The organism is Streptomyces sp. NPDC102437 (assembly GCF_044765565.1).
GTDB lineage: Bacteria > Actinomycetota > Actinomycetes > Streptomycetales > Streptomycetaceae > Streptomyces.
Map to the genome: position 1 here is coordinate 1 of NZ_JBIWKI010000083.1, position 13524 is coordinate 13524.

At 69.8% G+C, this 13524-nt stretch carries 14 protein-coding genes and 5 pseudogenes; 7 read left to right on the forward strand and 12 right to left on the reverse strand.

What is annotated here, in order from left to right; genetic code table 11:
- Positions 1-40: 40 nt before the first annotated feature.
- The 3 genes and pseudogenes from ACIRJP_RS40455 to ACIRJP_RS40465 all read right to left on the reverse strand — a co-directional run bounded on the left by ACIRJP_RS40455 (position 41) and on the right by ACIRJP_RS40465 (position 4092).
- Positions 41-1356: pseudogene (locus ACIRJP_RS40455) on the reverse strand (transposase).
- Positions 1357-1493: 137 nt separating this feature from the next.
- The gene (gene bla / locus ACIRJP_RS40460) at positions 1494-2402 is read right to left on the reverse strand and encodes a class A beta-lactamase (protein ID WP_404185956.1); all 909 of its coding nucleotides are present in this window, start codon (positions 2400-2402) and stop codon (positions 1494-1496) included.
- 94 nt (positions 2403-2496) lie between these two features.
- Entirely contained in the window at positions 2497-4092 is a 1596-nt protein-coding gene (locus ACIRJP_RS40465; protein WP_404185933.1) for a penicillin-binding transpeptidase domain-containing protein, read from the reverse strand.
- Between the two features lie 279 nt (positions 4093-4371).
- Between ACIRJP_RS40465 and ACIRJP_RS40470 the strand changes: the two genes are divergently transcribed.
- The 3 genes from ACIRJP_RS40470 to ACIRJP_RS40480 all read left to right on the forward strand — a co-directional run bounded on the left by ACIRJP_RS40470 (position 4372) and on the right by ACIRJP_RS40480 (position 6835).
- Entirely contained in the window at positions 4372-5244 is an 873-nt protein-coding gene (locus tag ACIRJP_RS40470; RefSeq protein ID WP_404185935.1) for a LysR family transcriptional regulator, read from the forward strand.
- Positions 5241-6155 carry a serine hydrolase gene (locus tag ACIRJP_RS40475; RefSeq protein ID WP_404185937.1) on the forward strand — a complete coding sequence of 305 codons (915 nt, stop codon included), beginning with the start codon at positions 5241-5243 and terminating at the stop codon, positions 6153-6155. Before ACIRJP_RS40470 ends, ACIRJP_RS40475 begins: the two co-directional genes overlap by 4 nt.
- A gap of 230 nt (positions 6156-6385) precedes the next feature.
- A complete protein-coding gene (locus ACIRJP_RS40480; RefSeq protein ID WP_404185939.1) occupies positions 6386-6835 on the forward strand; it encodes a DUF6234 family protein in 450 nt (149 codons plus the stop codon).
- Between the two features lie 194 nt (positions 6836-7029).
- On the opposite strand, the pseudogene ACIRJP_RS40485 reads toward ACIRJP_RS40480, so the two are convergent.
- From ACIRJP_RS40485 to ACIRJP_RS40495, 3 genes and pseudogenes are all read right to left on the reverse strand, one after another.
- Positions 7030-7239 (reverse strand): annotated as a pseudogene (locus ACIRJP_RS40485) (restriction endonuclease); the annotation flags it as partial.
- A 44-nt stretch (positions 7240-7283) separates the two neighbouring features.
- Positions 7284-7463 carry a hypothetical protein gene (locus ACIRJP_RS40490; protein WP_404185941.1) on the reverse strand — a complete coding sequence of 60 codons (180 nt, stop codon included), beginning with the start codon at positions 7461-7463 and terminating at the stop codon, positions 7284-7286.
- A 43-nt stretch (positions 7464-7506) separates the two neighbouring features.
- Complete coding sequence (locus ACIRJP_RS40495) at positions 7507-7818, reverse strand: hypothetical protein (RefSeq protein WP_404185943.1); 312 nt, start codon at positions 7816-7818, stop codon at positions 7507-7509.
- Positions 7819-8512: 694 nt separating this feature from the next.
- On the opposite strand from ACIRJP_RS40495, the gene ACIRJP_RS40500 reads away from it, so the two are divergent.
- Entirely contained in the window at positions 8513-8878 is a 366-nt protein-coding gene (locus ACIRJP_RS40500) for a hypothetical protein (RefSeq protein WP_404185945.1), read from the forward strand.
- Here ACIRJP_RS40500 and ACIRJP_RS40505 read toward each other — a convergent pair.
- Both ACIRJP_RS40505 and ACIRJP_RS40510 read right to left on the reverse strand, forming a co-directional pair.
- Positions 8790-9279: pseudogene (locus ACIRJP_RS40505) on the reverse strand (restriction endonuclease). The gene ACIRJP_RS40500 and the pseudogene ACIRJP_RS40505 overlap by 89 nt on opposite strands.
- A complete protein-coding gene (locus ACIRJP_RS40510) occupies positions 9276-9755 on the reverse strand; it encodes a hypothetical protein (RefSeq protein ID WP_404185958.1) in 480 nt (159 codons plus the stop codon). Before ACIRJP_RS40510 ends, ACIRJP_RS40505 begins: the two are co-directional and overlap by 4 nt.
- Between ACIRJP_RS40510 and ACIRJP_RS40515 the strand changes: the two are divergent.
- Both ACIRJP_RS40515 and ACIRJP_RS40520 read left to right on the forward strand, forming a co-directional pair.
- Positions 9708-10040 (forward strand): annotated as a pseudogene (locus ACIRJP_RS40515) (IS5/IS1182 family transposase); the annotation flags it as partial. The gene ACIRJP_RS40510 and the pseudogene ACIRJP_RS40515 overlap by 48 nt on opposite strands.
- 183 nt (positions 10041-10223) lie before the next feature.
- Positions 10224-10391, forward strand: a pseudogene (locus ACIRJP_RS40520) (IS701 family transposase); the annotation flags it as partial.
- 161 nt (positions 10392-10552) lie between these two features.
- On the opposite strand, the gene ACIRJP_RS40525 reads toward ACIRJP_RS40520, so the two are convergent.
- The 4 genes from ACIRJP_RS40525 to ACIRJP_RS40540 all read right to left on the reverse strand — a co-directional run bounded on the left by ACIRJP_RS40525 (position 10553) and on the right by ACIRJP_RS40540 (position 12807).
- The gene (locus ACIRJP_RS40525) at positions 10553-11173 is read right to left on the reverse strand and encodes a hypothetical protein (protein WP_404185947.1); all 621 of its coding nucleotides are present in this window, start codon (positions 11171-11173) and stop codon (positions 10553-10555) included.
- A 70-nt stretch (positions 11174-11243) separates the two neighbouring features.
- Positions 11244-11807, reverse strand: coding sequence for an AAA family ATPase (locus ACIRJP_RS40530; RefSeq protein WP_404185948.1), 564 nt, complete (start codon positions 11805-11807; stop codon positions 11244-11246).
- Positions 11800-12603, reverse strand: a complete 804-nt coding sequence (locus ACIRJP_RS40535) for a DUF6042 family protein (protein WP_404185950.1) — start codon at positions 12601-12603, stop codon at positions 11800-11802. Before ACIRJP_RS40535 ends, ACIRJP_RS40530 begins: the two co-directional genes overlap by 8 nt.
- A gap of 66 nt (positions 12604-12669) precedes the next feature.
- A complete protein-coding gene (locus ACIRJP_RS40540) occupies positions 12670-12807 on the reverse strand; it encodes a hypothetical protein (protein ID WP_404185952.1) in 138 nt (45 codons plus the stop codon).
- A 211-nt stretch (positions 12808-13018) separates the two neighbouring features.
- Between ACIRJP_RS40540 and ACIRJP_RS40545 the strand changes: the two genes are divergently transcribed.
- On the forward strand, positions 13019-13453 hold the full coding sequence (locus ACIRJP_RS40545) for a site-specific integrase (protein WP_404185954.1): 435 nt from the start codon (positions 13019-13021) through the stop codon (positions 13451-13453).
- Positions 13454-13524: the final 71 nt, after the last annotated feature.

Sequence of the window (13524 nt, forward strand, 5' to 3'; positions counted from 1 at the left end):
GAGGACGGCGAGGTGGTGAACCACAAGCGGGTCGCCCGGGTCATGCAGGCGACAGGGCTGGCCGGTCTCCGCCTGCGCAGGAAGCATCGCACCACACGTCGTGACGGGTGGCAGGGCGGTGGTTCTTCGAGCCCAAGGGGCGGCCAGGGCCGGGGCGGGAGGGTTTCGGTGCACCGGCTGGAGAGCCGGTCTTCGCGCGCAGGTTTCTGAACCCTCTGCGGACGCGGGCGGGCGTGAGTTTGTTCGGCGAGGCGGGCTTCTCCCAGGGCCGTCGGAGGTCGGTGGCCAGCGGGCGGGCCAGCCGGGGCTGGGCGTAGGCCGCGACCACCAGCCACGTCCATCGGTCGGCCGTGGCGGCGGTCTCCGACCACCACAGCCAGACGGGCTTGTTCACCCCGCCGCTGGGCAACTTCTCGACGACCAGGCGGACGATCGTGCCGTCGATGATGGGCAGTGGCCCGTCGTGGTTGAGCCAGGCCGCCCGGCGGGTCAGCCTGGGTGCAGCCGGTCCCATGCCTGCGCCGTCGCTTTTCCGTAGAGGCGGGTGTCCGTGGTGGTCACTGCCTGCTCGGTGCCCCAGGTGCCAGGATCACCGAAGACGAACTCTCCGCCGTGCTTGGGCGGTCGGCCGCCCTTCGGGTCGTAGACGGGTGGCGGTGTCGGGCGCCGCATCACACGGTCGGAACGGAGACGACCGAGGACCTGCACGGGCAGGCCGTCGAGCAGGTAGGCGATGCGGGGTGCGTCGTAGCCAGCGTCCATCACCACCAGAATCTCTGGGTCACCCTCATGCCACTGGCCGGCATCGATGAGCCGCTCGACGACCTCGCGGATCTGGACCGTGGTGACCGCGGCAACGTCCGCCCCGGGCTCCAGGCGGACCGCGTCCAGCACCGCCGTCCAGGAGGTGCGGCCAGTCTCCAGCGCGGCCACGATCGAGTACGGCCAGCCCGGGACCATCTGATGCTTGCCCTCGCCACGGCCGAAGGTCTGGCAGAACGACCGGTCAGGGCAGGTGTTGGCATCCGGCCGCAGCCACGGCGAGACATCCACGGCCAGCACCAGCCTGCCGCCCGCAGCCCGTGGTAGCGGCACCCCGACCAGGGCCCGGCGGAGCCGGGCGACGTCGATCTGGCCCTGGTTGAGCCCGCCGTACAGGGCTCCGTGACCACGACGGTGTTCCGGCGCGAGCGCCAGATCGACCAGCGTCCGCACCGGCCCATCCGTACACAACAGCGCGTCGCACAACTCGAACAACGCGTCGCCCCGAGCGGTCAGACACGCATACAACTCCGACCGGAAGTGTGACGCTTCCGCGAACGCATCCCGCAAAACACCCTGATGCACCAAACTCATGACCACGGCCTTCGCGTTGACTCTCTGCCTCTGTGACGGAGCAAAGGATCAGCCGAAGGCCGCTTCCGCGTCTGGTGAACTGCGAAGACACCCACCAAGTTCGAGCCGCGTTCGATAGCGGACCATAAACGACAAGCTTAGGCAACCGCACGGAAGGCGACCTCGGCGGCGCGGGCGATCAGGGCGTCGTCGCGTTCGGCGTCTTTGGTGTCTCGGCGGGAGAGGACGGCCAGGGCGATCGGAGCGGCGTCGGGTGGCCAGATGATGGCGACGTCATTGCGGGTGCCATAGCCGCCGGAGCCGGTCTTGTCTCCGACCTGCCAGCCGTCAGGAGTGCCGGCGCGGATGGTGTGGTCGCCGGTCGTGTTGCGCTTGAGCCAGTCGGTCAGTACGGCCCGCTTGTCCGCCGGAAGGGTGGTGCCGAGGACGTATGTGCGCAGATCGTTGGCGAGCGCGCGGGGCGTGCTGGTGTCGCGGAGGTCGCCGGGGACCGCGTCGCTGAGCGCGACCTCGTAGCGGTCACAGCGGGTGACGTTGTCGCCATGGGCGCGCAGGGCGTCCTGGAGGCCCTGGGGGCCGCCGAGTTCACGGAAGAGGAGATTGGCCGCGGTGTTGTCGCTGTAGCGGACGGCGGCGTCGCACAGCTCACGCAGGGTCAGTCCGGTGGCGATGTGCCGCTCGGTGATCGGGGAGTTGCTGATGAGATCGTCACGGTCGTAGCGCACGAGCCGGTCGATCTGCCGGAGGGAGTTCCTGCTGAGTACGGCGCCGGCGAGCAGTGCCTTGCAGGTGGAGGCATAGGCGAAGCGTTCGTCGGCCCGGTGGGTCACGGTCCGGCCGCTGCCCGTGTCGAGTGCATAGACGCCCAGCCGGGCGTCGAACGTCCGCTCCAGTTCGCCGAACGCGCGCGCCGTACGGGAATCGGCAGGTGGTGCCGATGTGGAGGGCTTCGTGGTGGTTGGATTCGGACCGGATGTCGTCGGGGAGGCGCCGTCCGGGGGGATGGTGCACCCGGAGAGTGGCAGGGTCGCTGACCCAGCCAGCATGGCAAGGGCGGCACGACGGGAGACACGAGTGCGGGGGTGCATGAGGTGCGGGCATTCCTTTCTGAAGCGGTCGTTCGGACAGGCTGTTTTCTGCTCAACGGGCCAGGTTGCTCAGGAAGCGCGCCGCGACCGGGCCCGCGTCTGCGCCGCCGGAACCGCCGTCTTCGAGGAGTACGGCCCACGCGAGGTCGGAGTCGCCCTGGTACCCGATCATCCAGGCGTGGGTGCGCGGCGGATTTTCGCTGCCGAATTCAGCGGTTCCGGTCTTCGCGTGGGGTTGACCGTGCAGGCCCTTCAGCGCGTGGGCGGAACCGGAGGTCACGGTGGTACGCAGCATCTCGCGGAGCCTGCCTGCGACCTCGGCGTCCAGCGCCGCCGGTGCCCGGTACTTCTTCTTCACCGCGTCCGGCACCAGGACCGGCTGGTTGAACGTCCCGCTCTTGACGGTGGCCGCGACGGATGCCATCACCAGCGGTGACGCCTGGACGCGTGCCTGGCCGATGGTGGCGGCGGCCTTGTCGTTGTCGCTCGTGGTGACGGGAACGCTGCCGTCATAGGTGGTCGTACCCACGTCCCAGCTGCCGCCTATGCCGAACGCTTGCGCCGCGTCCCGCAGGTCGGTGTCGGAGAGCTGGCCGCGGGCGTTGACGAAGTACGTGTTGCAGGACTGGGCGAAGACGTCCGCGAAGGTCGATCCGGTGGGGAGTTCGAACTGCTTCTGGTTCTCGAAGCGCTGCCCGTCGACGCTCGCGAACTTCGGGCAGGCCGCGGGAGCCCCGGGTTTCATGCCGCCCTCCAGAAGGGCCGCTGCCGTGACGACCTTGAAGACGGAACCGGGCGGATAGCGACCGTCGAGGGCGCGGTTGAAACCACCGGGCCGGTTGGCGGCGGCGAGAATGTAACCGTTGCGCGGGTCTATGGCGACGATGGCACCATCGACCTCGACCCTGGTCAGAGCATCGGCCGCCGCCTCCTGGACGCGAGGGTCGATGGTGGTGCGCACCGGGCGGCCTGCGGCCGGCGCCGCGGCGGTGAGGTTTTTGACGGCGCGCCCGCTCTGCCGGTCCGCGACCACCACAGATTTGCTTGCCTTCTTGCCCCCGGACAGGACGTCGTCGTAGCGGGCCTCCAGACCGGACGTACCCTTGCCGCTGACGGGGTCGACGGTACCGACGAGACTCTCCGCACGGAGCGGGTCCCCCTGGGTGTCGAGCACCTTCGCCCTGTCGTTGCTGCTCTTGAGCGCAAGGGTCTGCCCCGGTTTCAGCTCCGGATGGATCACCGGCGAAGTGAACTCGACCTTCCACGTCCCTGATGTGTCGATCACCTGTGCACCGGAGCGCCAGGTGAAGTCTCCTGCGCCCGGTAGCGCCATGGTCACCGTGAAGGGGAAGTGCACTTCCCCTTCGCCCTTCTTCAGGCCCTCGCCTCCGACAACGGTGGTCTTGGAGGGCTTGAGGTTGGTCAGGACCGATGTGAGGAGCGACGCGGCGTCGTCAGGGGTGTCGGTGTAGCCCGCCGCCTTCCGCGCGTCGTGCCCGGCCCACGCGGCGAGGAACGCGGCGAAGGGCTCGCGGGCGGACGCCACGTCCGCGTCTTGCTTCGCGTCGCCACCCCAGAGGCCGAAGGCGGCATACCCGCCTCCCGTCAGCACGAGAAGGGACACGCCGATGATCAGCGGTCGCCGCACGCGCCGAGTCCCCGCGTGGGAGGCGGCACTGTTCTGGCTGTGTGCATGCGTCAAGGTGATCTCCGTTTCGGATCGGGCGGTTCGCACCTGATCGACCTGCCGGAGACGGCCCCGGCGTCGGGGGGTGTGCGGGCTCGACAGCGGCCGATGACGGCCCTTCCGAAACCGGCGGGGCCGGCCCCCGGCCTGGAGTCAAGCCCGCCGTCGGGCACATGTCGAATACGATGTCGGCATCCAAATGATTCGGAAGTCGTATCAGCGCACGCCAGGAGGTGCAGAGTGCTGACGGAACGGCATCTGGAAATCTTCATCGCCCTGGCAGAGGAGGAACATTTCGGGACCGCGGCGCAGCGGGTCGGCATTACCCAGCCGCCTCTGTCGCAGGGCCTGCGCCGACTGGAGACCCTGCTTGGCGTACGTTTGTTCGACCGCGACAGAGGGGTGTCCCTCACTGAGGAGGGGACGCAGCTGCTTCCTCACGCCCGCAGAGCACTGGCCGCGCTCGCAGAACTCCGTGAGACCGGGGCCCGAGAGCAGGCCGATGGACGTCGGCTGCGGCTGGGGCTGGCTCCCGAAGTGCCGACGACCCTGGCGGCCGACGTGGCTGCAGCGCCGGTCCGGGCGGGCGAACGGACGCGGATCGGCATGGTGACGGCGTCGACAGCCGCGCTGCTCAGCGACGTCGTTGCCGGGCGGCTGGACATCGCCGTGATCCGGCATCCCTCTGTACTGCACGGTCTCGCCGCCGGCCGCGTGATCCTTCTGCCGACCTGGATCCTCGCCCCCGCCGACCGGGGGGAGGCACGTGACGCACCGGCGTCGCGCCTGCCCGTTGCCGTACGTCCCCGTGCCGAAGCCCCCGCGGCCCACGACCTGTTCATCGACACCCTGGCCAGCCGCGGCCGCCGGGTGGAAACCGTGGTGGTCTCCGATGAGCGTGCCGCTCTCGCACTCGTCGCGGCAGGTCAGGCAGTCCTTGTCACTGCGGACGACGCGCTAGCGGCCTCCAGCGTCGAGCGGCGAACGGCGACGGACCCACCGCTTCCCCTACGCCTGCGAGTGACCTGGGACCCGCGCCGGCCGGGGGCGGAGGAGACGGCCAGGACAGCGCAACTGCTGGAGGACGCGCTGACCCGGAGGGTGACACCGTGAGCGCAACGCGGCGCGGCAGCGGCGTGGAACGCGCCATCCGCAGCATGTTCGACGACGCGGGCGTCCGCGGCTGGCTGCACGTGGCAGATCTACACCATCCGTCGGCCCAGGTGACCATCGATGCCGACGAACAGCTGCCCATGGGCTCGGTCTATAAGGTGCCTGTGATGGTCGCCTTCTGCCGGCTTGCGGACGCGGGCCTGATCGACCCGCGTCGCAGACTGACACTGGAACCCGACGAGCGCGTACCCGGCCCGACCGGCATCTCCATCCTGCACGACGCCGTCACCATGTCGCTGCGCGACATGGTGGTGCTGATGATGACCATCTCCGACAACACCTCGGCCGACGCCGTTCTCCAAGCGGTCGGCCCGGACGTCGTGGACGCCGTGTGCCGAGACCTGGGCATGCCCGACACCCATATCCGTGGGGGCGTCGTCAACACGTTCAACCGGCTGATCGCCGAAACTGGCACCCGCTCGCTGGACGCGGCCCTGGCGCATGTGGCGGACAACAACACCGTCGTCCCACCGGGCGTGTACGACCCCGCGTTCAAGGCCTCCTCCACACCGGCGGACATGGCACGGCTCCTGCGAGCGATCTGGACCGGTCAGGCCGCCTCCGAGGACCGTTGCGCGTTCATGCGCAAGGTGATGCGCCAGCAGCCGTGGACACACCGGCTCGGCTCCGGATTCCCCTACGACGACGTCACCGTCTACGGGAAGACCGGCACCCTCGGTGCTCTGCGCCATGAGGCGGGCGTCGTCGAGCTCGCTGACGGCAGCACATACACGGCCGTCGTCTTCACTCAGGCTGCCCGGTCCGACAACAAGCTCCCGCGCGCCGACACGGTGATCGGGGCCGCGGCCCGGGCGGCCGTGGAGGAACTGCGGGGGCGCCAGGACACCTGACGGGGGCCCCAGCCGTACGAACCGCGGCAAGGGCCGAAGCGCCCGGCCGACACGGGTTGCCGAAGGACGACGTTCGGCCATTGGCGGGGCGCCGAGCGGTTGCCCCACATGTGGAAGCATATGAAGCCTGGCCAGACGCCTCTCCTGCGAAGAGTGTCGATGACGATCCGGGCTGCTTCTGGGTACGCGTACTCATGTGCCGACCCTGCTGCCCGGGCAGAATGGCGGGCATGGACCTTCCCACCGCGCCTGCGGCGTTCGACGATTCCGTACGGCCCCGCGCCGGTCGGGGCGCGGACGTGGGGACTGCCGTGGGGCTGTTGCTTCTCGAAGTGCTCGCTCTATTGGTTATTTTCGGCGTCTGGTTGATGTCCGGCGTGAGCCTGGATCCGAGCAGGACGGTGAGCCCCGACCCGCTGGGGGGCTATCTCGTCGCCGCTGGCGTGGTGGGAACCCTGGCCGTGGTGGCGGCCGTGATCGCGGCCAGGTCCCGTGCTGTGGTGACGGCGTGGACCCAGTGCTTCATGGCCGTCGTGGTGGTGGCGGGGGTGACCGGCGGAGTGGCGGTCCAGCGGCACGAGAACCGCACCGAACACCCTGCTCCGACCCCCGTGTTCACCGGCGAGGCGGGGTGCCGCAGCGGCGGCGAGAACAACGAATGCACGGGCACCGGCGGCTGAGTCGAGGCCACGGCCGCCGGGGCGCCCGTGGGAGTCCCTGCGGGGCTGGGTGAAGAAGGCCCGCGCCGCCCGTCGCGTCCCGGCGGAACTACGGCGTCCCGCGCGTCACCGCCGAACTGCACCGGCAGGGCCGAGTGGTCAACCACAAACGGGTGGCACGGTTATGCGGGAGAACGGCATGGCCGGGAACAGCCGGCGCGGCGCCGGACGTCGGAGGCGACCGCGCGGGCGTGGCCGGTCAGCTGGAGGGCGATCTGCTCGTAGTCGCGTTCTGCCAGTGCGTCCCCGTCGGTCCAGGCGAGGACGGCCGTGACGAGGCACTCGTACGGTTCTCGGTCGAGCGGAAACTCCGCTTCGATCAGGCCGTCGCGGTCGTACAGGACCGTGTGGCTGCTGGTGTGCATGGCGGGCCTCGCTGCTGGGGCGTCTTCGCGCGGGTGGCCGGCGGTCACCGCTGGGTGTCCTCGTCGCCGTCGGCCCGGTCGTCCTGGTCCTCGTTCCGCTGGGCGAGGAACCGGGCGTAGCCACGGTCCGCGCGGGCCAGCAGGGCCGGGGAGGGAACGCCGTAGGCGGGCGACTGAAGGCCGCGGCCCTCCGGGGCCGGGGCGGAGTCGGTGTGTACGCGCATGGGGCCCCGCCTCTCCGGCTGGTGGTCCGTCGTGCCGTCGACGCTACGCAGCTCCGGGGCGCGCTCTGGCCCTCGCCACCCGCGCCTTCCTCGGACGGACAGTCCAGCACCTGGCGGCGAGGAGGGCTACCGGCAGTTCCTCGACATCGGCACCGGACTGTCGGCGGCGGCCCGCCGGCCTGGGGATCTTCGCGTACCGGCCGGTGTGGTAGTCGACGGCGACGACGCCGGAGTTCGCCCGGCACACCGACCCGGGTGGCGCACCGCACCGTGGGCACGGTTCGCGCTCGATCAGCTCGGCACGGGCGATCTCATCCAGCTCGGCACGGGCGATCTCATCCAGCTCGGCGTTCACGCGTTCCCCTCCCGCTTGGCCGCCCGAAGCGGCTCGTCCCGAATACCTGTCCCGCTTCTCCGTGGCGCCCGCCGGTTTCGGGACGCCTCCCGCGCTCCGGCTGCCCCGGCGGGCGACCGTCCCGGAATCGGGATCTGGCGGGCATCTGTGCGGCGGGAGTCGTTCCTGCCACTCTGGAAGCCAGGGACAGCGCTCGCTCGGCAGCCCTGACAGACCGGATGGATCGGCGAGGGACAGCGGGGGCAACGGATGCCAGGCTTCTTGACGGACTTACCGACCTTCTGGGCCTTCGCGGCGGTCTGGGTGGGCGCTTTCACGACGTTCATGGCGTTCTCGCTACTCCGCCTCCGGTACGTGCTCCGGCGCGACCGGCAGGCTATCGGACGCTTCTTCGAGACCGGTGACGCGAAGCCCGTTCTCGCCATGTATCACCTTGAGGGAGAGCGTGCCGCGACACAGGCCGGGATGCTGCTGCTCTTTGCCGGGCCCCGCTCCTTCCGCGGCCGGCACCGGACGATCCCGGAAGCAGGACCGGGAACGCACCCCCTGCTGGCGTCACTGCAGACGGCCGTTGACGACGCCGGAGGGAGCGGCTCTCTGGAGGAGGTGAGAGCATCGTCCCGCTTCCCGGCCTTTCCGCTCCCAGTTGCGGCGGACAGCACGGCGCAACCTCCCCGTTCGTCGGACGCGCGACGTGCCCGGCGCAAGGGAAGGGCGGGCCGCGGTGTGCGGTCTGTTCGCCGTACTCGTCCTCGGCATCGGATTCTACGCCCGCCAGCCGGGCTCGGACGGGCTCTGGTTCATGATCGCCCTGGCCGTGCATGTGCCGGTGGCGGTCTGGCTCGGTGTGGCGGACGGGCGGAGGGGACCGGAGCAGTGGCCCGAGTTCGGGGCGCTGTGCGAGCGCTGCGTCGCCGAGGCGGGCGTTCGCATCCTTGAACCGGAGCGGATTGCCGGTACGGGCTCCGCCGCTACTTCCGGCTGGGCCAACGACGGCGGTGTCGGCGCGGCCAGTTCGTGCGGCGGTGGCTGCGGCGGCGGCTGCGGCGGCGGGGCATGAGCCGGCGGTCGTTTCCGGGACGGCCGAAAGAGGTCAGGGCCTCAAGGCGTTCGAGTTGTTCAGCGGCGCCTGCCACTGCGAGGCGGGCACGGTTCTGGACACAGCAGGGCGGTGCCCTTCGGCCGTACGGACAGGCGTCGGTCGGCTTCCCGGAGGACGACTTCGGCGAGGGCGCCGCGGCCGTCGCTCTTGGGCAGGGCGGCGTGGCGGCGGACGTCGGCGGCCACCGCGCGGGCGTGCCCGGTCAGCTGAAAGATCTACTCGTAGTCGCGGGGTTCGAGGTCCGGGTCTTCCCACGTGAGGACGGCGGTAACGAGCGCCTCGTACGGGGCGCGGTCCAGCGGCAGTTCGGCCTCGATCAAGCCTTCGGGATCGTGGAGCACGATGTGGGTGTCGCTCATTGTGCGCCCGCCGCGTCGTCGTCCTGGTCGTGGTCGCCAGTGTCGGCGTCCAGGGCCTGAACGCGAGGAAGCGCGCGTAGCCGCGGTCGGCGCGGGCCGGCAGCGCTGGGGAAGGCCCTGGCCTGCCAACTACCCGCCGAGACCGGCACGCCGCTGGCCCGCTGGTCGTGCCCGGAACTGGCCCGCGAGGCCACGGCGCGAGGCATCGCCCCGGCCTTGTCGGCCTCCACCGTGCGCCGCTGGCTGGCCCAGGACGCGCTCAAGCCCTGGCAGCACCGCTCCTGGATCTTCATCACCGCCCCCGACTTCGGCCGCAAGCCTGCCCGTGTGCTGGACCTGTACGCCCGCACCTGGCAGGGCGAACCGCTCGGACCGGACGAGTACGTCATCAGCGCGGACGAGAAGACCTCCATCCAGGCCCGCTGCCGCTGCCACCCCACCCTGGCCCCCGGACAGGCCCGGGCGATGCGGGTCAACCACACCTACGGACGCGGCGGTGCCCTGGCGCCGAACGCGGCCTGCACGGCCGGATCGCGCACAAGGGCGAGAAGGCGCCCATCCAGGCCAGTCGGAGGTGGCGCGTGGAGCGCACCCACGCCTGGCAGAACGCCTTCCAGCACCTCGCCCGCTGCTACGAGCGCCGGGACGTCGTCATCGACGCGTTCTTCGACCTCGCCGACACCGTCATCACCGTCCGCAACGTGATCCGCCGGGCGTGGATGACCCACCACTGGGACGGACGACCGCACCGCCGCCCATGACTGCACACCGGCGGTGGCAGGTGATCGTGGTCGCGGTGGGCCGGTGGCTGCGGCTGACCGGCCCCGCCACGGGCCGCCGTATCGGTCCCCTGCTGTCCGGCCGCCCCCGACCGGTCACCACGGTCGCGACAGCCGTGACGGCCGCCCCATCGCCGTCACCGGCAGCGACGACGGAACAGTACGCGCATCGAGCACGACTACCGCGAGATGAAACAGGCCCTGGGCCTGGCCCACTTCGAAGGCCGCACCTGGCGGGGCTGGCACCACCACATCACCCTCGTCTCCGTCGCGCACGCCTTCTGCACCCTCCAGCGCATCACCCGGTCCCCAAAAGAGACCGCGCCGGCCTGAGCCTCTACCGGGTCACCCGCGAACTGCAGTTCCTCCTTGCACTCTGGACCGGCGCCTGCCCCACCTGTCACTGCGACATGCCAGACCCCGCACCAACATGACCAAGCACTACTAAGTGTTCGTTGCCCAGATCGCGGTCACGATGGGCGTTGACCGGCCGGTCAGCCGTCGGCTCGTTCCTTCTCGATCGCATTCATCCTGCGGACCATGTCGATCTGCGCGCGGATCATCGTGTCGAACAGGGCCTCCGGATCGCCGTCGGGGCCGGCGCTCGCAGCCAGCAGCGAGGCGACTTGGCTGGCGAGGACAGTGACCACGTCGGCCGTCCCCACCGGGCCGCGGACCTCGATCAGTTTGCGCACGGCGTCGTCGATGCGGTCCATGGCCTCCTCGCCCTGGAGGAACAACCCGAGCCGGTCGGCGAGGAACATGCGGACGACCGCCACACCGTCGGCCAGGGCGGTGTCCACGTTGTAGTCGGCGCGGGCCTTCTCCGACTCCTTGAGCACAGCCGGAATCGTGTACGCCCGCTGCTCCGGGATGAGGCCCTCCTTTCGCCATTTCGCGTACGAGGTGGGGCCGACGGCGTCACGGCGTGCACGGTGTTCGTTGGTCGGGCGGCCGCCCGCGGTGCGGCAGGCCCGCCCTGCGGCCGCCTTGCAGGTCGGGCATTCGACACGGTGCCTCCACGAGCGCACGAGATCCATCTCGGCATTGGAGCGGAGGTGGCGTCGCCATTCGCCGCCCCACGGGATGCTCTGCGATCCGTTCTCCACGCCCATTGCCCCCTGGGTCCGGTGGTGTGTGCCGTCGTCGGTGCCGTGATGATGACCGTACCTGCGGTGGCGCCCCTCAGCGGTCGATCGGGAGAATGCCGTCCAGGCCGCTCTCGGAGAGGATCTGTTGGACCGTGTCGTCCAGGGTGCTGGCCGCGTCGATGACGGTCTCCAGGCCGTTGGGGAGCAGGTCCTTCTCTCGGTACCAGTCGCGTAGGTGGCCCTCGTTGACGTGCGCAAGGTATTCGGCGTCTGGTTTCGTCGCGTGCCGGAGCACTGTCTCCTCGAAGGGCACGTGGAGGTAGTAGCAGCGTGTGACGCCCTGGTGGGCGCGCACCAGGTCCTGGAGCATCGTGCCGTAGCGGTCGGCGTACAGGATGCCTTCGGCGACGACGTGGAAGCCGTTGTCCAGTGCGTAGCGGGCGGTGAGGTCGATCAGGCCGATGTTCGCAGCCCCGGGGCGGTCGCGTTCGCGCAGCACGATCCTGCGGAGGTTGTCCTGGGCAACGATGGCGAGGTTGCGGCCGAACTTCTCGCGCAGGCCGGCCGCGACGGATGACTTGCCCGAGGCGCTGTTGCCGCGGAGCACGATCAGGCGCGTTTCGCTGGTCCCCACAGTGCCGTGCGCGGCCTCAGTCACCGCGGCTGACCTGGATGCGGTTCTCGTGGAAGTGCTCCCAGTCCATGACCAGGCGGAAGCGGCGGTGGGCCTCCAAGCGCTCCGCGTCGGCCGGCTCCTCGCCGCGCTGGACACGGGCGTCACCGGATTTCACGAGCTCCGCGAGAGCGAGCCGGACGTCGTCGACGTCCTGGCCCGTGGCTGCCGCAAGCCGGTCCAGGGAGGTGAGGGTCTCTGCCGGTTCACCCAGGTCGTCGACCAGATGGTCGATGAGGGTGTCGAGGAGCGGGCCGGTGCGCATCGTCCAGCGGATCCCGTCGAGGCGCTCGGTGAGTTCGGGGTCCAGGGGCAGCAGGTCGCCGGGCAGCGGCAGCGCGGCGGGCATGGACCATCGAGTGCCGTCTGGCATCTCTTCGCGGCGGGCCAGGCCCCACGTCAGGTAGAGCTGGGACAGGTCCCGCACGGTGGCGGGCACCGGGAAGCCGGCTGTCGTCAGCATGGCGCTGAACTGCTCCCAGCGGGCCGCCTCGCATGCCTCGCGGCCCTCCGGCGCGGCCTCATAGTCCCATTCCTCATCCGGCCAGGAGAAGGTGAGGGGACCGTCAAGGTCGCCGCCGATCATGTCCCAGTGCCCGTCGAAGATCTCGTGCACCAGGTCGTCCAGGGAGCCGGTGAAACCAGGCTGGCACGCCGTCCCGATCAGCATGGTCAGCGGGAAGCCCTGACGGGGCAGGACGTGCTCCCAGCCCGACACCCACCAGTCGTTGTGCATCGCCATGTCCCGGCGCGGTCCGGGCACGGGCGGGTTGTCAGTCATCCGGTGAACTCTTCCTCGAAAAGGCAGGCCAAACGCATGCAGCGTACGCACTGCGCGTGCGCTGGTTCAGATGCCGCCGGTCTCCAGCGCGTACAGCTCGTAGGGGACGGTTCCGGTCTCGGTGTCTCGGTCGGCCGTGCCGACGCGGGTGAACCCGGCTTTGGCCAGGACGCGGCCGGAGGCGGGGTTGTCGGGGTGGTGCATGAACTGCGCGGTATTGCATCTGATGCACGATCGGAAGGGCTTCAAGCCGCTGATCTAGGACAACCCTTCACGCGCCGACAACCCTACGTCAAGCCTCTGACCTGCAACCTTGCCCCCAACTTCCCGTTTTTTGCAAGATTCATGCAGTCAACGGGAAGGTGGTGTCGGGGTGTCGAACGGTGCAAGACCGCCCATAGCGGGTGCAGCCCGATTGGAGCTGGTCGACGGGGTCGCTCTGCTGCACCCCGAGGACGGGGTGTTCGAGGGGATGCTCAGCGGGTTCGCCAAACAACAGCGGGGCGGCCGGCGGCTGAAGCAGAAGACAGTGCAGGCCCGTGAAGGCCAGCTGCGCCGGTTCGCAACGTTCACGAGCGAGTACCCGTGGAACTGGACGGCCGCTCACATGGACGAGTGGATGGTGTCTCTGATCAGCGAAAAGGGACTGGCCCATTCGACGCTGAGGTCCTACCAGCTGACAGTGCGACTTTTCTGCGACTTTCTGACCAGCCCGGCCTACGAGTGGGCTGCCGAGTGCGAGAAGCGCTTCGGCACACATCCGGTGCAGGTCTGCCACGAGTGGAACACCATCCAGCACCTGACCGACTACGAGGGGCAAGCCGAGCGGGGCCTTGACCCCAGATATTGAACACGTCTATGCGGCTTGGGCCAGGGTAGTTGATGGTGGTTGGAGGGCGTTCTCGTAGGCGATCGGAGATC